Annotated in this window: 9 protein-coding genes; 5 read left to right on the top strand and 4 right to left on the bottom strand. The window is 49.5% G+C overall.

The window, feature by feature from the left end; translation table 11 throughout:
- Nucleotides 1-157: 157 nt before the first annotated feature.
- The 4 genes from DDZ15_RS16775 to DDZ15_RS16285 all read left to right on the top strand — a co-directional run bounded on the left by DDZ15_RS16775 (nt 158) and on the right by DDZ15_RS16285 (nt 2633).
- Nucleotides 158-358 (top strand): hypothetical protein, encoded by a 201-nt coding sequence (locus DDZ15_RS16775; RefSeq protein WP_158278757.1) that lies wholly within the window; start codon nt 158-160, stop codon nt 356-358.
- On the top strand, nt 303-737 hold the full coding sequence (locus DDZ15_RS16295) for a nucleotidyltransferase (RefSeq protein WP_109648190.1): 435 nt from the start codon (nt 303-305) through the stop codon (nt 735-737). The genes DDZ15_RS16775 and DDZ15_RS16295 overlap by 56 nt, the downstream gene beginning before the upstream one ends.
- Nucleotides 738-1070: 333 nt before the next feature.
- The gene (locus DDZ15_RS17115) at nt 1071-1241 is read left to right on the top strand and encodes a helix-turn-helix domain-containing protein (RefSeq protein WP_423242077.1); all 171 of its coding nucleotides are present in this window, start codon (nt 1071-1073) and stop codon (nt 1239-1241) included.
- Between the two features lie 441 nt (nt 1242-1682).
- Entirely contained in the window at nt 1683-2633 is a 951-nt protein-coding gene (locus DDZ15_RS16285) for a 6-bladed beta-propeller (RefSeq protein WP_109648188.1), read from the top strand.
- Between the two features lie 484 nt (nt 2634-3117).
- Here DDZ15_RS16285 and DDZ15_RS16280 read toward each other — a convergent pair whose 3' ends face one another.
- Complete coding sequence (locus DDZ15_RS16280; protein WP_109648187.1) at nt 3118-6378, bottom strand: amidohydrolase family protein; 3261 nt, start codon at nt 6376-6378, stop codon at nt 3118-3120.
- Between the two features lie 242 nt (nt 6379-6620).
- Here DDZ15_RS16280 and DDZ15_RS16275 point away from each other — a divergent pair, with 242 nt between their 5' ends.
- A complete protein-coding gene (locus DDZ15_RS16275) occupies nt 6621-8132 on the top strand; it encodes an SLATT domain-containing protein (protein WP_158278756.1) in 1512 nt (503 codons plus the stop codon).
- Nucleotides 8133-9630: 1498 nt separating this feature from the next.
- Here DDZ15_RS16275 and DDZ15_RS16260 read toward each other — a convergent pair.
- From DDZ15_RS16260 to DDZ15_RS16250, 3 genes are read right to left on the bottom strand one after another with little or no spacing between them, the layout of a single operon-like run.
- Nucleotides 9631-10434 carry a hypothetical protein gene (locus tag DDZ15_RS16260; RefSeq protein WP_109648183.1) on the bottom strand — a complete coding sequence of 268 codons (804 nt, stop codon included), beginning with the start codon at nt 10432-10434 and terminating at the stop codon, nt 9631-9633.
- Nucleotides 10435-10436: 2 nt separating this feature from the next.
- The gene (locus tag DDZ15_RS16255) at nt 10437-14492 is read right to left on the bottom strand and encodes an ATP-binding protein (RefSeq protein WP_109648182.1); all 4056 of its coding nucleotides are present in this window, start codon (nt 14490-14492) and stop codon (nt 10437-10439) included.
- Nucleotides 14493-18548 carry an nSTAND1 domain-containing NTPase gene (locus DDZ15_RS16250; protein WP_109648181.1) on the bottom strand — a complete coding sequence of 1352 codons (4056 nt, stop codon included), beginning with the start codon at nt 18546-18548 and terminating at the stop codon, nt 14493-14495.
- Nucleotides 18549-18551 lie beyond the last annotated feature (3 nt).

Raw genomic sequence — 18551 nt, 5'->3', positions numbered from 1 at the left:
ATCAGCCGGGCAATGTTCAAGGATGGGACATGAATTCTAAAAAGCTGGTGGCTGATAGCTGACAGCTATAAGCTTGAGATAGATCGTAGGAAGAGTCATTCCGGGCTTAGAATGTCGCTTATCTTTCGAATATTTTGTATTTTTAGTATTGCCATTCATGGAAAAATATGTTAAAAAATATCACCTTAAAGACCCTCAGCAGTATGAAGACGAGCGGGAGTACTGGCGCAGCAAAACGCCGGAGGAGAGGCTGATGGCATTGGAAGAATTGCGCAAACAGTACATGAAACTAAAAGGGATTGATGCTGAGCAACGAGTTCAAAGAGTTTGCAAGATTATTAAACGATCAGAAAGTTGAGTATCTGCTAGTAGGCGGGTATGCCGTCGTATTATACGGTTACGTGAGATATACTGGTGATATAGATTTTTGGATTAATCCAACCAAAAAAAATGCCGCAAAAGTTGTTGAGGTTCTGAATGATTTTGGTTTTGGTAGTCTAGACCTCGGAGTTGAAGATTTTACCAAAGAAGACCAGATCATTCAATTAGGTTACCCCCCAAACCGAATTGATATTATTACTTCTGTGACCGGTTTAACCTTCTCTGATAGCTATTCAAATAGAAACTCTTTTACAATTGAGGGAGTTGCCATTCAAACTATTTCGCTTGAAGATCTAAAGAAAAATAAGAAAGCATCGGGCCGCTATAAAGATCTTGATGATCTTGAAAACTTGTAATCCGGGTCGATTTACCGCCAAATCAGGAAAAGTAAATTGCCACGGGGGGAGGAAATAATCAACCGCACAACCGATCAATGCTCAATGTTCAGGTATGAAATCGAAAATGCTGACGGCTGATAGCTGTAAGCTTGAGATAGACCGTAGGTCGGCACATGCGAGCGGGGAATTCATTCCCCGGGGGAAGCGTGAAGGAAGAGTTAGCCACGGAGGTCACGGAAAAGAGAATGTTCAACCGCACAACAGATCAGCCGGGCAATGATCAAGGATGACGCATAATGATAGAAGTCTGAATGCTGATAGCTGACAGCTGTTAGCTTTAATAACGCCGAAGTGAGGGTGCTGGGACTGGTAGAAAAAGGATATACAAGCAGTGAGATATCAGACAAGCTGGGCAACTCCAAGCGGACCATTCAGACACACAAACAGAACATATGCCATAAACTCGGTGTTAAGGGCAGGCTTGGGCTGCAAAAGTGGCTCTGGGAAGTCAAGAACGGCTAAAAGAAGAGTTAGGCGTTGGTGTGAGACTACGTACATGTACTTAAAATAATACGCACATGTGCGTATTGAAAAATTATATTATTCAATGCAGGTTATTACTGAATTTATAATCTATAACAATTGAATAATTTGTACTATAAAAATAATAGCAAGTATTTCGGTCGGTATAGTAATTATACTCAGTTCAGCATTCATGACTGAAATTTCGAGTATAGCAGATGTAAAGTGTCTTGCAATGACAGGATCTACATGTATAGATGAAAGGCCATGCGGGGTTGGAGAAGAACTCTGGACATTTGCTTGTGCGAGTGATATTTGTAATAATTCTCCTGAAACAGAATGTTATATTTGTGTTACTTGCCAACCGGATGAAATCTGTGAAAATTGATTGAAAAATTTAGCATCCAACATTCTTATCTATGTTGGGTATTTTTTTAAAAAATGAAATTAAAAATATTATTCTTAGCTCTATTATTTAGTATCAGTAGCCACCTTTATTCCCAGGAAATAAAATACATTTCAGATTTTGGGAATTCATTAGACCCAACCAACTTCGAGTTTGGTTCTATAGATGATATTACTGTTGTAGAAGATAAAATTTATGTTTTAGACAGTATTCTGAATAAAGTTCATCTGCTTATTCTTGAAAACGAAGAAATCAGAAGATTCGGAGAGATTGATATACAAAAAGGAAACGGGCCGGGTGAGCTCAATGACCTATCGGCTTTGGCAGCCAGTGAGAATAATCTGGCAATTGCAGATGCCAGAAGTCGCCGGGTCGTGATTTTTAGTAATGAAGGAGATTTAGTAAGTCAATTTAATATCCGGTTCAGGCCTACCAATATGCATCTTTTAGGAGAGGAGAATAGACTCTTGGTAACAGGTTTTTGGCCTACGGTTCAGGATAAAATTTTGCATGTGATTGATTTCAACGGAAATGAAATCAACACCTATATAGAACGGCCGTCAAATTGGATGCAGATCGCAAGAACCGGTAATTTTGAAAGAGTTTTGCCTGGTTCAGGCCATTTTTATGTGAGCTATCCTAACCCATATAAAATCGAAAAGTATGATTGGAATGGAGTCTTGATAGATTCCTATGTCAAGAATGAAACAGATAATAATATCCAGGCAGACGGGCGCATTCTAAGAATAAGACAGCGAATTATTGACTTAAATTTTTGGGACAATAAAATTCTTGCACTGGTACTAAATGACGATGTTTATAGTATTGATATATTTGATCAAGATCTTAATCCGGTAAATAAAATTTCCGGTGACACATTGGAAACCGACCATGCAAGTACCATGAGGATTGTTTCCGATAATTTTTTTTTGATTCGGCAAATAGAACAAATTCCTTATTTGCGTCTTTACAAAATTGAAAAATAATAATGACATAGTCCATGATACTTAAAGAATCGCTGCACTCCCCGAAATTCCCCAACCGCGTATGCAGCAAAATCCACCGCAGCCAAAGCGAATAATCTATCAGACCTTGGTTTCTTATTCGTAAACATGACTTTGGGGTATCTTTATAAATCGGATAGATTTAGCCGCCAAGAATCCAAAGGAACGCAAAGGAGGGGAATGTTCAACCGCACAACCGATCAGCCGGTCAATGTTCAAGGATGGGACACTCATTCTAAAAAGCTGATGGCTGATAGCTGACAGCTGACAGCTGTTAGCTTCTTCAAGACCGTACGTCGGCATATTCGAGCGGGGAATTTCCCGAAGGGATCCCTATGGGGTATTCCCCGGGGGAGGGATGATGAAGCCTGGTAAATAAAAAGTCATCGGATGAGTTTTTCGCAAATAGCGGTAGCCCTCAAACATGGGTTGCTATTCCGGGTTGACTCATCCGATGACCCTGGTATCAATGCCCGTTCACATTATGGCCGTGGGCGTCGGCTTCGATGATGGCGTGCCAGTCGAACTGCTCGCTGTAGCCCTGACGCTCCCACCAGAAGGGCAGGCGCTCGCGCGAGTAGTTGCCGATCTCGTTCATGGTGGAGGCATCGTACAGACGACCATTGATCATGGTATAGACCACGTTCTCGGTGTCGTAGATATTCTCCAGCGGATTGCCGTCGATCACGATCAGGTCGGCCAGTTTGCCGGGCTCAAGTGAGCCGATATGATCGCCCGCGCCGATGTAGTTTGCAGGATTAATAGTTGCTGTGCGGAGTGCATCGTGGTTGCTCATGCCGCCCTGGGTGAACATCCAGGTCTCCCAGTGTGCCGCCAGGCCCTGAAGCTGTCCGTGCCCGCCAATATTTACCGTCACACCGCGGTCGTGCAGCTCTTTGGCCGCCGCCGCACTCCGGAAGTGTCCGATCTCATACTCCTCTTCGGGTACCATGGTGCGGTGACGCGACCGGGAATCGACCACGCCTCTCGGAGTGAACTCCAATAGACGCTCCTTCTCCCAGACGTTGGTGTGCTGGTACCAGTAGAACTCACCACTCATGCTGCCGTAGTTCACCACCAGAGTGGGTGTGTATCCCACTTCGGAGTTTTCCCAGAGCGTGAGCACATCCCGGTAGAGCGGGTAGATAGGTACGTTGTGCTCGATGCCTGTGTGTCCGTCCAGAATCATGCTCATGTTGTGCGTAAAGGTGGATCCGCCCTCGGGCATTACGTTGACGCCAATCTCGCGCGCGGCCTCAAGGATCTGCTGACGCTGATCCCGCCGCGGCTGGTTGTAGCTCTTCACGGAAGTAGCTCCGAATGCCGCCGTTCTTCTGACGGCGGAACGCGCGTCGTCCAGTCCGTTCACAACGGTTTTCTGCACGTTTTCGGCACCGTACAGGATGCGTCCGGTAGAGAAAATGCGCGGACCGATCATATTCCCGGCTTTCACCATCTCCGACTGCGAGAAGATCATCTCCGTATTGGAGGAGGGATCGTGCGCGGTTGTAACACCGTACCCCAGGTTGGCAAAATACTCCCACTGCTGGTTCGGGCTCAGTCCCTGCCGGAAGTTGCCGATGTGCGCATGGGCATCCACCAGGCCGGGCATGATGGTGTGACCGGAGGCATCCACAACGTGGGCCCCGCTTGGGACGGATACGTTTGCACCCACTGATTCAATCCGGTTGTCACGAACCACGATAGTCCCGTTTTCGATCACTTCATCGCCATCCATGGTGATGATGCGCGCGTTGGTGAAAGCCACCACGCCTTCCGGTTTGTCGGTTTCCAGTTCCAGCCCGATCATGATGCCGTCATTTTCACCCAGAGGCAGCTCCTCGCTTTTTTCTCCGCCGCTCAGAAAGTCGAACGCTTCGGCCAGTTCCACGGTGAAGTACTCCTCGCCAAGAGTCCAGTGCAGTTTTTGTCCGTCACCTGACCAGTGTAGGTAATACCCCGCATCCTGCGCCACATGAGTGACCGGAATGGCGCGTGTGTTGGCGCTCAGGGTGATGTCATCACCAACCTGCGGCATCGGGGCGATATACACCTTGTAGAGCTCATGGAAGGCGATCCATTGGTTGTCGGGGCTGGGCGTAAAGCCGAGTGCATATTCGGAACGGAAGTGGTGCTTCTCATCCTGTCCGTTCAGGTCCACACTGCGGAAGTTGGTGCCCTGCTGGTAAAAAATGCGGTCGCCGGACGCATTGAAGATGGGTGTGCCGCCGCCGTCACGGACCTTCTTCATCTCCCCGCCATCGACCGGTATGGTAAAGATGCCCGTATATTCGGTCCACGCGTATCCCATGTGGTTGTTGCCGTTCTCACGCCGGAACACAATCGTGCTGCCGTCCGGTGAGAAGGAGGGTTCGCGGTAAATGCCTTTCTCGGTTGTGATTTGTCGCGGAGTGGCCCTGCGCTGGTTCAGGCGCATCGTTTTGATGGCCCCCATCTCCTCATCACTCCAGGTAACCCATGCCAGGGCGTTTCCGTCCGGTGAAAAAGCGGGCTCGAATTCCAGGTTGGTTTCGCTTGTGAGCCGCTCCGGTGTGCCGTTGGGCAGCTCTTTCTTCCAGAGATAGCCGGCCGCGTTGAACACCAAAAGGCTGCCGTCGGGGGAGGTGGTGGCGTGGCGGATCGCCTTGGCTGTAAAGGTGTCGGGCGCGGGATCAGATTCAAAATGGACCACGTCGGCCAGCTGATGTGTAGCCGTGGCAGTGAATGGGATGATCTCCGATTCGAGTGTATTCACATTCAGCTTGTTGATCTTGCCCTTCGACCAGAAAATGAGATGATTGCCGTCGGGCGTCCAGTTGAAATTGGTGTAGGGACCAAAGATCGCCCACGCCTGCTGCTGATCGATGGTGAGGTCGTCATATACCGGGCGCTCAATACCGCTCTCCATATCGCGGATGAAAAGGACCGACTTGGTTCTCACCCGCTTAATGAACGCCATGCGGGTTCCGTCAGGGGAAAGGGTTGGTGAGATGGCACCGCCCGGCCCGCCGGTCACGCGTTCGATATTGCCTTCCTGCCGGTCGTACCGGTTAATCACGTAGATTTGGCTGTTGGGATCCTTGTTGTACTGAAAGAATCCGCCGGGATAAACATCCTGGCTGTAGTAGACGTAGCGTCCGTCGGGGGAGACAAACGGCTGACCCGCATCCTGCTGGTCGTTGGGCCGCTCGGTGAGCTGAATGCCGGATCCGCCGGTAATATGATACATCCACATCTCGCCGGCACCGAGTGAGCGTCCTGATGTGAAGTGTTTGCGGGCTACCAGGTAGTTACCGTCGGGTGTCCAGAAGGCGTTGTTGAGAAGGCGGAAGCTCTCGTTGGTGACTTGTTTGGCGTCCGAGCCATCGCGGTTCATCACCCAGATGTTGTCGCCGCCACCGGCATCGCTTGTAAAGGAGATTTGTGAGCCGTCCGGGCTGAACCGGGGCTGAATTTCGTAGGCGAGTCCGCCGCGCAGCAGCTCCGCTTCGCCGCCGTCAATCGGCATGATATAGATATCACCCAGCATATCGAATACAATCTGTGAGCCGTCCGGACTCACATCCAGGTTCATCCAGGTGCCTTCGTCGGTTTCAAAGGAAATTTCTTCGTATCCGGCGCGATGTGTGTTTACATCCCATTTGCCATCATCGCCATTATCCTGTGCGATGAGACCTGCCGGCAGGGCTATGAGAAAAGTAAGCAGTGCAATCAGAAAACGTGTCATGTGAATGGTTTCTTAGGTTGATAGACATTGCACTGATGTTACTAAAAGTTGAGGAGAGTCGTTGGCGCTTTTTGTAAGAAGTTGTTCAAATGTTTCAGGTTTTAGTGATTGAGCAACAGTTTAGATGCATTGAAGGTAATAATTCGTCATTTGATCATTTTTTAGGATATTTTTGCATCAAATATCTCCCGGTGTGATGGCAGGTTGCTCTCCGGTAGAATCTCAAAATGCACTACTGTGTAATGCCCGAAAAAAGCGACGCCAAACGATCAATTCTGTTTACCGGTCATCTGATTGATGCGGCCGGCCGTAAAGAAAAACGGTTTCGGGTTGATATGATGGAGGATGTGCGCAGGCTTATCCGCACGTATCTGGAGGAGGAGATGCGCCATGACGCGCCTGATATTGCTATCACCAGCCTGGGTGCAGGCGGAGATATGATTTTTGCCGATGAAGTGCTGAAAATGGGAATTCCGCTCATCGTTTTTCTACCATTTGCAAAAGAGCGGTTCCTTGAGGAATCTGTGCTGTTTGAAAAAGAGAGCACACGCGAACCTGTGAATTGGGAGAAGGAATTTGAGCGTATCCTTGGGTCGGCCGATAAGGTGATATATACAGGGGATGCAACCGCAGACGAAAATCCCTTTGAAAAATGCAACCGATCGATGTTTGAGTATGCGATGACGGAGGCGGGCGGGGACAAAGAGCTTGTCACAGCCATGGCGCTGATGCGTCCGCAGGAAGCACTGAAAGATGGAGGTACCTCCCATTTTGTGGAGGAATTGAAAAGAAGACGCATCGGAGTGCATATCGTCTGGCCTGAAGCGAAAGAGAAGCCCAACGAAGTGGACATGCTCGATTCCATCATCCCGGTCTTCAGGGAGCTCGACAGTTCTGCTACCTATCATCAGAACAAATGGAAGCAAAGACTGATTACGGGATTGATTATCCTGGGTGTCATTGTCTTCTTTGATGAGTTCGGAAATATACCGGACACCATGTTCTGGGGATATGCACCGGTAGTCCGGATTATTGCCGTTATTATTTCTATGACGGGTGTATTTGTGACGCTTCAGCTTAGGCTCTCCGACAAAACCAGCTTTGGCAAATGGACCCAGGATCGTGCGAAAGCGGAGCAGATCCGCAGTGAGATCTGGTTCTATCTGTTCAATATCCGGTCGGAAAACAATGAGTCGGGCTGCTATTCCGAAAGCGAGTTTGAACAGTACATCGACCAGCTGAAACCGTTTGTATGGCACGGATATCTCATCAATATGAGCCGGCTGATCGGACTGAAGAAGCGTGTTCTCTCCTATGACCTTGCCGGGAAGAAAAAGTACTACAGAAAGTACCGGCTCGCGGATCAGCTGGCCTATTTTAGAAAAAAAAGGGCTCAGCTGAGAAAGAAGATGTTTTTCTACAAAACCGTCATTTATCTGATGCTGGCCGTATCGCTTGTCTGGGGGATGCTCAATATTATCGGTGAATTCTACACCATGCCGGCCTACATTGTGGATATAAGCCTGATCGGGATGCTGGTGGGATTCATTGCGCTGATTTCCACCTATTTGGAATCCAACAATACCAAAGAGATGGAATTCAAGTATCAGCAGATGCAGGAGGGGCTGGAGACCGTCATCGAAAAATCGGAGTCGATCCGGGATCTGGCACATTTTGACACCTATGTGCTGGACAGCGAAACCTACCTGCGGTCGCAGAACAAAGAGTGGAGCCTGAAGCGGTTGAAGGAGTGATCAGTTTGTCAGGGCTACAGTATGTCAGGCAGAAGGCAAAAGGCAAAAGGCAGAAGTGATTCAAAGCGAAGAGCCATAAATCGAAAAATGATTTGCAGATAATCGTCGAGAGTAGAAGGTCGGTGGTCAATGATATCTACTTTATCAGTTCATCAGTTCATCAGTTCATCGGTTCGTCGGTTTCTCTGTTCCCCATGTTCCGGAGGAACATCTGATCGGTAGCCCCCCGGGCGCCATCGGCCAACCTCCGGGGCGGATCGTGGAAAAACCATGAAATAAAGTACGGAGGTTCTCCACAGAGCACGGAACAGGGGAAGAAAGACAGGGGTCTTTTACCCTCTGTATATCTAGCCGTACAACCCCCTCGACACAAATCCGAGCGTTGACCTGAATTCGGCCTCGGGGCTGGGCGGAGGGTGAATCATAACCCGGCGCTTTGCACCGGGCTGTTGATTGCCGCGCTTTCAGCGCTTGGAGGCATTGGCCAGGGATTGGCGGCGCGGAAAAATTTATTCCTGAGTTTGGGATTCTCGTGCGCCGCCGCTGCTCCCCCGCGCCTTGTCATCCCGACCGTAGCATAGGCGAGTATCGCGAGCCGGAGCGAAGTGGAGTTCATTTTTTGGACCCGCCGGATGGCGGGAAATCCCCAGCGTTTCATTTGGGTAATTTTCCCACGACCCCTCGACACAAATCCTGACGCTGATCAAGATCAAGCCTCGGGGTTTGGAATGTGTGTTCCGCATAGCCCCGCGCTATTGAGGTTTAACGCCTCCGTCGTTGGGTGTTGAAACCCAAAAACAGATGGTCGGTATTGATTTGTGGGAATCGATTTCGGCTTGGAGCTCTGTTGTTCTATTCCCCATGTTCCGGAGGAACATCTGATCGGTAGCCCCCCAGGCGCCAGCGGCCACAACCTCCGGGCCAGATCGTGGAAAAACCATGAAATATATTACGGAGGTGCCAGTAAGAACCCGGGAGAGGGGATGAAACACTGGGCCTTCCAACCCTCCGCATTTCTGGTTATACAACCCCTCGATACCATTGTGAGCGTTGGTATAAATTGCGTCTCAGGGTTGAATTGTCTACGGTTTCCCAACCCGGCGCTTTGCACCGGGCTGTTGATTGCCGCGCTTTCAGCGCTTGGATGCATTGGCCAGGAATTGGCGGCGCGGAAAAATTTATTCCTGAGTTTGGGATTCTCGTGCGCCGCCGCTGCTCCCCCGTGCCTTGTCATCCCGATCGTAGCATAGGCGAGTATCGCGAGCCGGAGCGAAGTGGAGCTCATTTTTTGGATCCGCCGGATGGCGGGAAATCTCCCACCGGAGGATCTGCTCGCCGGTGATTTTCCCGAAGGGATGCCTACGGCGTTGTCTCTTTTGATCATTCAAAAGAGAATAAATGAGTTCAATTATGGCGTGAGAATCCAGAAAAAGTGAAGTGAAACAAATCCTCATACATCTCACATCACTCATCGTCCATCACATATCAATCCCAGATGCTAATACTCAAACGTATCCGTATGCTTTTCAATAAACTCCTCATACTCCTGCTGGAACCGGTCGTGCCGGTACTGTCCGTCTACGGGCTCTTCATTGCCGGTTTCGGCACGGTTCACAAGCTCAAAATAGGCACGCGGGTATTCATCCGAGTAGATGGACGGGATCAGGTTTACTCTGTTCATGCCGATATACAGGCTGAAGAGCATAAATATGGAGAGGATCATGACGGCCCGGGGCTCTTCACGCGTGGCGATTTTGAGCGCATTAACGTTTTCTCCCTGGTAGAGCACCTCATTTTTTGCAATTGAAGCCAGCGCAAAAAACAGGATCAGCACAAATGCAGCCATGCCTGCGGGTTCTGCCAGCCCGGGAGAGAAGGGTGTAAGGGTAAGGGAAAGAATAAAAAGTACAAGGCTTCCGAAAAACAGAAGTACCATCCATGAGAGAAACGAATTCTCTTCGCGTATCTGCGGAAATATCTTACTCAGTTTTATCGCATATACAACCAACAGACAGATCCCGGCCAGTCCGTACATCAGCTCCACATAAGGAAAATGGATATAAAATACCCTCAGGCTGATTATACCGGCAAGTACGGCAAGGCTGACGAGTTCGATCAGCGGAAATATTTTTGATTTTCCAGTCTGAACATAGTCCACCGCCTGAACCAGAAAAAGCAGACTAAACGCTGCTGCCACGCCACCCATCAGCTTGATGCCGTACCCGTTCTGGGCCATCGAGGCAAAGGCACCGGTAATCAGCAGCAGGATCAGTAGATAATATAGCGTGTTATATCTGTTCATGATTAGTTGGGCAGGTAGAATACATAGTTGAAATCGTGGGTGAAAAAGGTATCCATGGGTTCCCAGCGAGCTGCTTCCTCAGCTGTCTGCTGTGCTACAGCAGCCTGCCGGAGAATCAGTGACTGCAGGAAGAGCTCCTGACCTTCCGTTAACGTGGGTGGCATGGCCGTCATGGCCCTGTAGAAATTGCCCTCCTCTGCCACGCCAAATACCCGGCTGAAGATTCCTGAAAACTTAACATCCTCGACCATCTCGCGAAGCACATCGTTCGAAATCTCATTGAGTTCGCGCCCGCCTATTCTGGAGAGCAGCAGGATCAGGTTTTGACGAATGTCGATCTGCCTGTTCACTCCGTAATCGAACTGTGAAAAGTCGACACGGCTTGCTTTGGTAAGGGCTGAGTCAAGATAAACAAAGGATTCGGGAGATTGAGCCTCCAGGTAGACATTTTCTGCAATGAATATATAGGCATAGGCTTTCTCATGTTCCGCTTCAAATCGTTCAGCCATGGCCAGCGCTTCGTCATGGTATCCCGCGACTGCCAGATTCACGGCGATGTCTTTCATCTGATTCATGAAAAAGGTTTTTTCAATGTATTCATAGCGGTCCCTGGAAGCCTGGAAATTATCTTCGTCAAAACGGGCATAATGCTCCAAGGCTTCTTCTGTGTTGCCTTTGTCGAACTCCCTGTTTGCCATGATGAGGCTTAGAAGGTTCAGGTCGAAGGACGGGCCAACAGCATGTTCTTCAATGACGGACAGGATACGGGAATGAACCTCATCAGATAGCGTATAATTATTGTCAAACTTGACATACTCCATGTTCGGTTTTTTCTCGTACGCCTTGGCAAGCCACAGGTGAATCATGTCGAGCTCCTCGGGCGTTCGGTAAAACTCCTCTATCAGCTCGTTCCGGTGTATGTAATTGAAAAAGAGATCCGAGTGGTAGGTTCGGCTGAACCATCCCTCCATATAGTCGGGATAAATAAACAGATTGCGTCTTTTGATCTGTATGCTCCGCACGCCTTCCCCGAAATAGGGCAAGGTTACAGGAATTTCCTCATCCAGAAAAGATTCATCAACCATACGAAAATGCTCAACGGCTTCGTCAAGAAGGCCGGTCAGTTCATCCAGCCTGGGAATCAAACCCCGGTCGAAAGCATACTTATGGTTGTATACGGCCCGCCGTTTCTTGTTGATGGCTAAAGTGTAGTTTCTTTCGTTTTCGTCCGGAATGGCACGAATCATCGATTCATATCTGTTTGCAAGCGAATCAAACACTTCACGGTCGGCCAGGGTCAGATTTGGGAAAAAGTAGCCGCCAAATGCACGGAAGATATTTTTCTGAACATTCACACGATAAAAAGCACTCATATAACCGGCGCGGATCACGGAGTTCCGGTAGATGGTCAGCGGCACATTCGATTCGTAGTTCTCACCCAGCCAGGCAACCATTGGTGCAGCCTGCCGGTCGTGCCCGAACTGGTAGAAGATGGCCAGAATATGGTTGTAGTTGTTGAACAGGCTGCCGATGAAATACTCATCCTGACCGGAGTCACGGATCTGTTCAAAGCTCGCAATTACATGGTCCGAGTCTCCTTCAGAAGCATAGAGAGAGGCGAGGGTGTGATAGCCTCCGTTGAAGTTGTTGGCTACCCGGCCGTTGATCTCGTAGCTGCCGCGCGGGTAATAGACGCGAAACATCTCTTCAGCCTCGGCGTTTTCAAACGGTGATATCAGGTCGAGGATAACCTCAGATTTCGCAGGGGTAACGCTGCCGAATGTAAGCCACTGCTGAATCGCGTAATTCAGTTCGATCGGGATCGTGGGCCGGAAGAGAGATGTATCGCTGAAGAAGGAGAGGGCCAGATTGTATCCTTCATCCGCGTAGCTCCGCAAAATTTCCTCGGTTTGTATTTCCGGATTATAATAGTTGTCGTAAGCCAGCATGGTGGTGAACTGGTTCAGCTCATTCAGCAGAAAGGGCGGATCTGTTCCGGCATCCAGCATGGCATCCATTCGTTCCCGTGCTTGTTGAATAAGATCCCCTTTCAGATCGCTTTTGTCGTATTTATTGTACATCAGAAGCTGCCTGTAAAGATCCACAGAGAGAGTAAGTGCGGAGCGAGGATTGAACTCAGAAATGCTTTCAGCAAGTGATCCGGGTTCATAGCGTTCACTGATCAGCAGGTTGTTCGCTTTAATTTCAGAGTTCACTTCGTTGCTTTGAAGGAGCGAAGCCGAGCGTTCCTGTATGGTTTCAACAACCGAATCATTCTGTTTCTGCTCTGCATCAATCCAGTATATAATCGATAGAATAATCATGGCCCAAATAGCAAAACCGGTTGCAATCCTCTTTGCGCCGTATTTCATAAATGCACGAGGTATCGCAACTTTTCGGGCGCTACGTTTCAGAAACTCCCGGATATCCTGCAGCTGGTGACCGGCGCTCTCCAGTTCGGCCTGTTTGTCGCCCTCTATTTCAGAATACCGGCGGATCCAGCTCGGATTTGGCCGACATTCGGCGTACCAGTTCTCGAAAAAGGAGAGAGGACCGATGGGCAGCAGGAAGTTGCTGCTCTTTCCGCTGTTTTTCCAGCGGTCGAGCTGCTTTTTGAAGTCCTGGTAGATAGAGTAGAATTCAAATTCACGATGTGCCCACTCACGCAGCCTGGTCCAGTTCCGGATCAGGCTCTCATGGGTGATGTCGAGCACGGCATCGCCGGAAAGTTCACAGGAATCGGGATCATCGGTGCAAAAAGGCCTGACAAAGGAGTTGCCTTCTTCCCTGAATGGTTTAAGCACCCTGCCGACAATCTCACTTGATATGCCCTGAGAGTCGATAATATCGGTAATTTCCTGCAGGCTCATCCGGTTTCTGACGGCGCGGCTGTTGTCGATCTTGGTGAGACAGCTGAAAGCTGTGGAGATGATCCGTTCAGCCCTCTTTTTGGATATGGGATGATCCGGATAGTTTTCCGAATAATAATTCCAGGCGTTTTCAAACAGCAGGTCTGCATGAATTTCGATAACACGGTTCAGCCCCGTATCCTTGTAGTAGCCGCGCTGAAACTCCGGCAGCTCTTTGTACCATGTGAGAAAATTCTGCTGATCCTCTTCCGGCAGCTCATTTGCGGGCATGCCTCCCACCTTGGCGTAGTGGATAAGGTCCATCTCCTCGCTGCCGTCATCGGCTGCACGCCAGATCTGTTTGAGCGCATGCTGCAGGATGGGGAGCTGATCCACACCCTCGGATAGATCGTAAAGCAGCCGTTCCACAAGGCGCTGTGAAATCCGGTTTCCGCTTAACTCGGCCGGCTCAAGGATTACCTGCTTGAGATCCTTTCGTTTCAGCCGGGGGACAAAAAACTGTGAAAATCCGATATAATCTGGTAAACCTCTGAACGCAGAACACTGCCCGATGTAATCGGAACGCATGGTACAGACTACATAAACCGGAATATCCTTTTCCAGGGCAATCTTCGCGGTTTCCAGTAGAAGGTTTACCACCACCTGAGAGTCCTGCGACGGCACCTCGTTGTAATAGTTTTCGGGATTGGTGAAAAATTCCTCAAACTGATCGGCAATGATGAGAAGGTTGGCGGATGATCTCTGCATTTCCGCTCTTTTCTCATCGGATGCGTCCTTCCACTCTTCGCTGTTTTTATCAACGTAGAATTTGGAACTGGTATAGAGGTCAATAAGGGACGAATATCCGCGGCGGAGTTCCGTTTCGGCCGTGGCAGGATTGATCATAAACTTGTCGGAGATAGCTTCCGCCATGTTACTGACCGGAGTGCGCTCGGGGCGGAAATCGGCAACCACCCAATTGCTGTACTGCGCTTTGAAAAAGCCTGCCCGTGCATTTGGAATCAGACCCGCATAGATCAAAGAAGACTTGCCTTCACCGGACGCACCGGTAAGCATCAGAAACTTGTTCCGTTCAAGCAGTGCGGTGATCTGATCGATCTGCTGGTCCCGCCCCTTGAAATAGAGGCTCTCCTCTTCAGTAAAAGACCGAAGGCCGGTGTAAGGACATATGGATTGCATATCAAACATCTATGAACCCTCCGCTATGTAAGGCAGGAATCTTCGAATGAAGACAAACTGGTTGTTGTAATAGGCTTCCCATTCGGGACCTATCTCCCCATTTATGTTATATCCATGCAGGATTGAGTAATAAAATCCAAGCCTGTCCGCGCTGGATACCAGGTCTGGAATGTGGCTGATTCCCTCAAAAAATTCCTCATTGAAACCATGCGACTCGGTGAAATAGAACATGGCATTAAATTTATTCCCTGAATTCTTAATGACCTGATAGGCTTCCTCCCGGTTGTTTTCAGGATCCTGGTACATCATGGCTGCTGCCAGAATCAGCCGGTTTGGCTGAAAAACTGAGGGGTTATCAAGGCGCAGCATCTCCGTTCGGGCGGAGTCGATCAGCTGAATCGCGGCATCTTCCGCGCGATAGTTCAGGGACAGCTGCTGGCTTGCGAATCCGTAGAGCGAGGACCGGTTCACCTGCTGCTGGAATACGTCGACCAGGCTATGGGCAAGGTCAATCTCACCGTGAAGGGTGGCATGAGCCACGGCATGGGCCACCATCTCCATCGAGTGCGTATTGATGAAGAATGGCAGCGAATACTGAAATGAGTTGAGCAGCCGGTCTGTTTCGATCATCCGCAGGTGAGAGAGCCCGATTTCAGCGTTACCCCGGTGGAAAGCGGCATCGGCCAGGTGTATGTAGAGAAGGTTAAGATCTGCGTTTTCAGCGGCATTGAGAAGCTCAAGCTGATCGGCAAGGATTTCCAGAGTGGAACTTGCAATAGGTTCTCTGAAAAGCCAATCCCGGGAGATCATGGACGCATGATAATCCTGCATCCAGGTTTCGAAATAGCGGTGTGTATCGGGCTCGGAATAGAGATCGCCGAATAAGCCGGTTTCGATCAGATACGCAGGAAATGCAGCGCTGTTGTATGAAAATGTTCTGGCTCTCGGTTCTCCGAAGTAAAAAGGCATCCTCATATCCGGAAACAGAAACAGATGCTTGCGGGGGTATGAGGCAATATCCAGGCTGGAGGTCAGAGGAATTGTAATTGATTGGTTCAGATAACTCTCCGGAACACGCCGATAGTGTGTGATGGCTTTATCAAACAGGGAAGCAAGTGATGTATTTGCTGCAGGGTTCATCCTGATTTCATTGCGGAATGCTTTTAAAATCCCCTCGTTCTTGTATGAAAGAGCCAGTCTAAAGTTTCTGTCGTCCGCATTGTTTTTTTGCAGAATATCTTCTCTCATTTTGGTAAAAAAGAAAGTAAGCATCTCATCCGACATGAACTTCAGATGCGGATTACCGTAGTATCGGGGTGACCCGGTATAGAAATTGAAATGATCAGCCAGGTATAGTTCTAAATAGGTTCTGGAAACCAGGCGGTTGTAATAATCGGCGGGCGACCAGTTGGCACGTGATGAATATTCATCTACAAATCTATCAAGAGCATTCAGGTGATCATACGTGTAGAATACAGCGGCTATATGAGTTGCATTTTCACTGTGGGAATCATAATCGTTTTCAAAAAATGTACTCTGATTTACCAGGATGGAGTCAACGCTCTGCATGGCGAGCCCCGGTTCATCTGCTGCCGCATAGAGATAAGCCATCATTTGATAGAGGCCGTTATGCCGGTTTCCGTATATGGGCTGTGCTCCGCGGATCAGCACCCTGTCGGGTGGGTAACTATCCATCACCCAGCTGCTTCGCTCTCCAGGCTCAAACGGCGAAAGCACGGACAGCATTTCACTGACCTCTTCAGCACTGAAAACCCGGTTGTTCAGGCCGTTTTCAATCGCCAGATGCAGATGCTGAATATCTGAGAAACTTTCCGGTTGCTCCATTAAAATATGCATTGCCCACTCGGCTGAGCGTTCCGCATTCGATTGAACCAATGCAGCTGACTCCTCGCTTTGCAGATAATAATGGTTCATTTCGGCGGTGATGCTAAAATCGTAGAGCAACCGGAGTGTCTGTGTAAGTTCTTCAACGCTTTGTGCTTCCGGACGATATACGTTCAGCAGACTGTCTGCTTTGCTTAATGCATTAAAGGTAAACGCAGCAGGCTGGCTTCTTCCCTGAAGCAGCAGGTTTGAGGCAATGCCGTTGGCAACCCTGATTTTCTGGTCCTGTTCATGAATTCCCTCCAGGATCTCGGGAATGGTTACTGCATCCATGATCATCATTTCGACCAGAGGGGGTACGGTAGACTGAAGCGAAAGATTGGGCCGGTTTGCGAGCGCAATGGTCTCTTCCTTAATGGATTCAAGTACCGAGCTGTTTTGCTTTTGGTAGGCATTCCAGGCGCCATACGCACCCAGCCCCAGCAGCAGGATGACGGAAACAACACCACCGATTTTTTTGGCACCGTACTTCATAAAGGTGCGGGTTACGGCATGCCGCCGGGCACTCTGCTGGAGAAAGTCCCGAGCATTCGACAGGGTCCGCTCCGCTTTTTCAAGCTTCTTTTCACGCTCAAGTTCATCCGGCAGATATCTTGAAATCCAGTACTTGTTGGGTTCCACCCGTTCGTACCAGTTTTCAAAGAATGTGAGAGGGCCGATTGAGAGCAGATACCCGCTCGATTTATTGTTGTCGACCCAGCGGTTGAGCTGCTTTTCAAAATCCAGGTACACCGTGTAGTCCTCGTACTCCTCAAGCGCCCACTCTTCCAGATAGTGCCAGTTCCGGATCAGGCTCTCATGCGTGATGTCGAGTACGTCGTCCGGTTTAAGCTTTTTGTCCTCCGTGTCTTCAGCAATAAAGGGCCGTATAAACGTATTGCCGGGTTCTCTGAAAATGTTGAGCACGGCACCCACCTGCTCCGTGTCCATTCCGGGACGGTTCAGAATATCGGTAATCTCCTGAAGGGTCATCCTGTTGCGGACGGCACGGCTCTGGTCTATTTTTGTAAGACATGTAAAGGCCGTTTTGATGACGGCGCGTACGTCCTCCACAGAGATATCCTTACCCGATTCACGCTTGTAGTATTCGGTGGCCTCGAGGTAGAGTTTATTGGTATGCGTATCCAGTACATTCTGCAGGCTCGGTTCATGATAGCAGTCCCGAATCTCCTGAGGAAGGCTGTTGAACCAATTATGAAATTTTTCCTTCTGGTCCTGCGGCAGTTCATCCGCCGGCATTCCGCCCACCATTGCATAATGAATCAGGTCCATCTCTTCTCTGCCCTGATCAGCGGCATGCCATATCTGGTTCAGCGCGTGCTGCAAAATGGGGAGCTGGTCCACACCTTCGGTCAGATCATAGATGAGGCGCTCGGTAAGCCTGCGGGAAATCCGGTTGCCGCTCAGAACGGCCGGCTCCTCAATAACCTGCTGCAGCTGAGTGCGGTTGAGGCGCGGAACAAAAAACTGGGAAAAGCCAATATACTCCGGCAGTCCCCTGAAGGCGGAACACTGACCGATGAAATCGGAGCGCATCGTAAACACCACATAAATGGGGAGATTTTCCTCAAGGGCAATGCGCGATGTTTCAAGAAGGAGGTTAAGCACCAGGTTAGACTCCCTTGACGGAGCCCCGTGCTGGTAGTTCTCCGGGTTGGTGAAGAATTCCTCGAACTGATCAACAAGGATCATCAGGTTCGCCGACTTTCGCTTCAGGGCCGCTTTGCCCGCATCGTCGGCACCGGTCCATTCGGCAGATTCGGTGTCGAGGTGACGCGGAGAATTTTTGTAAAGATCAATCAGTGCGGAAAACCCGTGTTTCAGCTCCGATTCAACCGTATCGGTATTTTCAATCTCGAGCTGTTCGGCAAGGCTTTTGCAGAGATTTTTAAACGGGTTGCGTTCGGGGCGGAAATCAGCAACCACCCAATCGGTATATCTGGACCGCAGAAAACCGGCGCGTGCATTGGGGATGATGCCTGCATACACCAGTGAAGACTTTCCGTCGCCGGAAGCACCGGTAAGCATGAGGAACTTGTTGCGCTGCAGCTGCTCGATGGCCTGTTCGATGTTATCTTCCCGCCCCTTGAAATAGATCGACTCCTCCTCCGTGAAGGATCGCAGTCCGGTATAGGGGCAAATCTGATAATCATCAAACATAGG

It is taken from the genome of Rhodohalobacter mucosus, assembly GCF_003150675.1.
Taxonomy (GTDB): Bacteria; Bacteroidota; Rhodothermia; order Balneolales; family Balneolaceae; genus Rhodohalobacter; species Rhodohalobacter mucosus.
The sequence above is the reverse complement of the archived record's forward strand: the minus strand, read 5'-3'. Positions and strand labels throughout refer to the sequence as shown.

Bases quoted from the DNA above. Each gene is read 5' to 3' on its own strand.
- DDZ15_RS16260 (WP_109648183.1), bottom strand. From the start codon at position 10,434: ATGAACAGATATAACACGCTATATTATCTACTGATCCTGCTGCTGATT.
- DDZ15_RS16295 (WP_109648190.1), top strand. From the start codon at position 303: ATGCTGAGCAACGAGTTCAAAGAGTTTGCAAGATTATTAAACGATCAG.
- DDZ15_RS16255 (WP_109648182.1), bottom strand. From the start codon at position 14,492: ATGTTTGATATGCAATCCATATGTCCTTACACCGGCCTTCGGTCTTTT.
- DDZ15_RS16250 (WP_109648181.1), bottom strand. From the start codon at position 18,548: ATGTTTGATGATTATCAGATTTGCCCCTATACCGGACTGCGATCCTTC.
- DDZ15_RS16275 (WP_158278756.1), top strand. From the start codon at position 6,621: ATGCCCGAAAAAAGCGACGCCAAACGATCAATTCTGTTTACCGGTCAT.
- DDZ15_RS16775 (WP_158278757.1), top strand. From the start codon at position 158: ATGGAAAAATATGTTAAAAAATATCACCTTAAAGACCCTCAGCAGTAT.
- DDZ15_RS16280 (WP_109648187.1), bottom strand. From the start codon at position 6,378: ATGACACGTTTTCTGATTGCACTGCTTACTTTTCTCATAGCCCTGCCG.
- DDZ15_RS16285 (WP_109648188.1), top strand. From the start codon at position 1,683: ATGAAATTAAAAATATTATTCTTAGCTCTATTATTTAGTATCAGTAGC.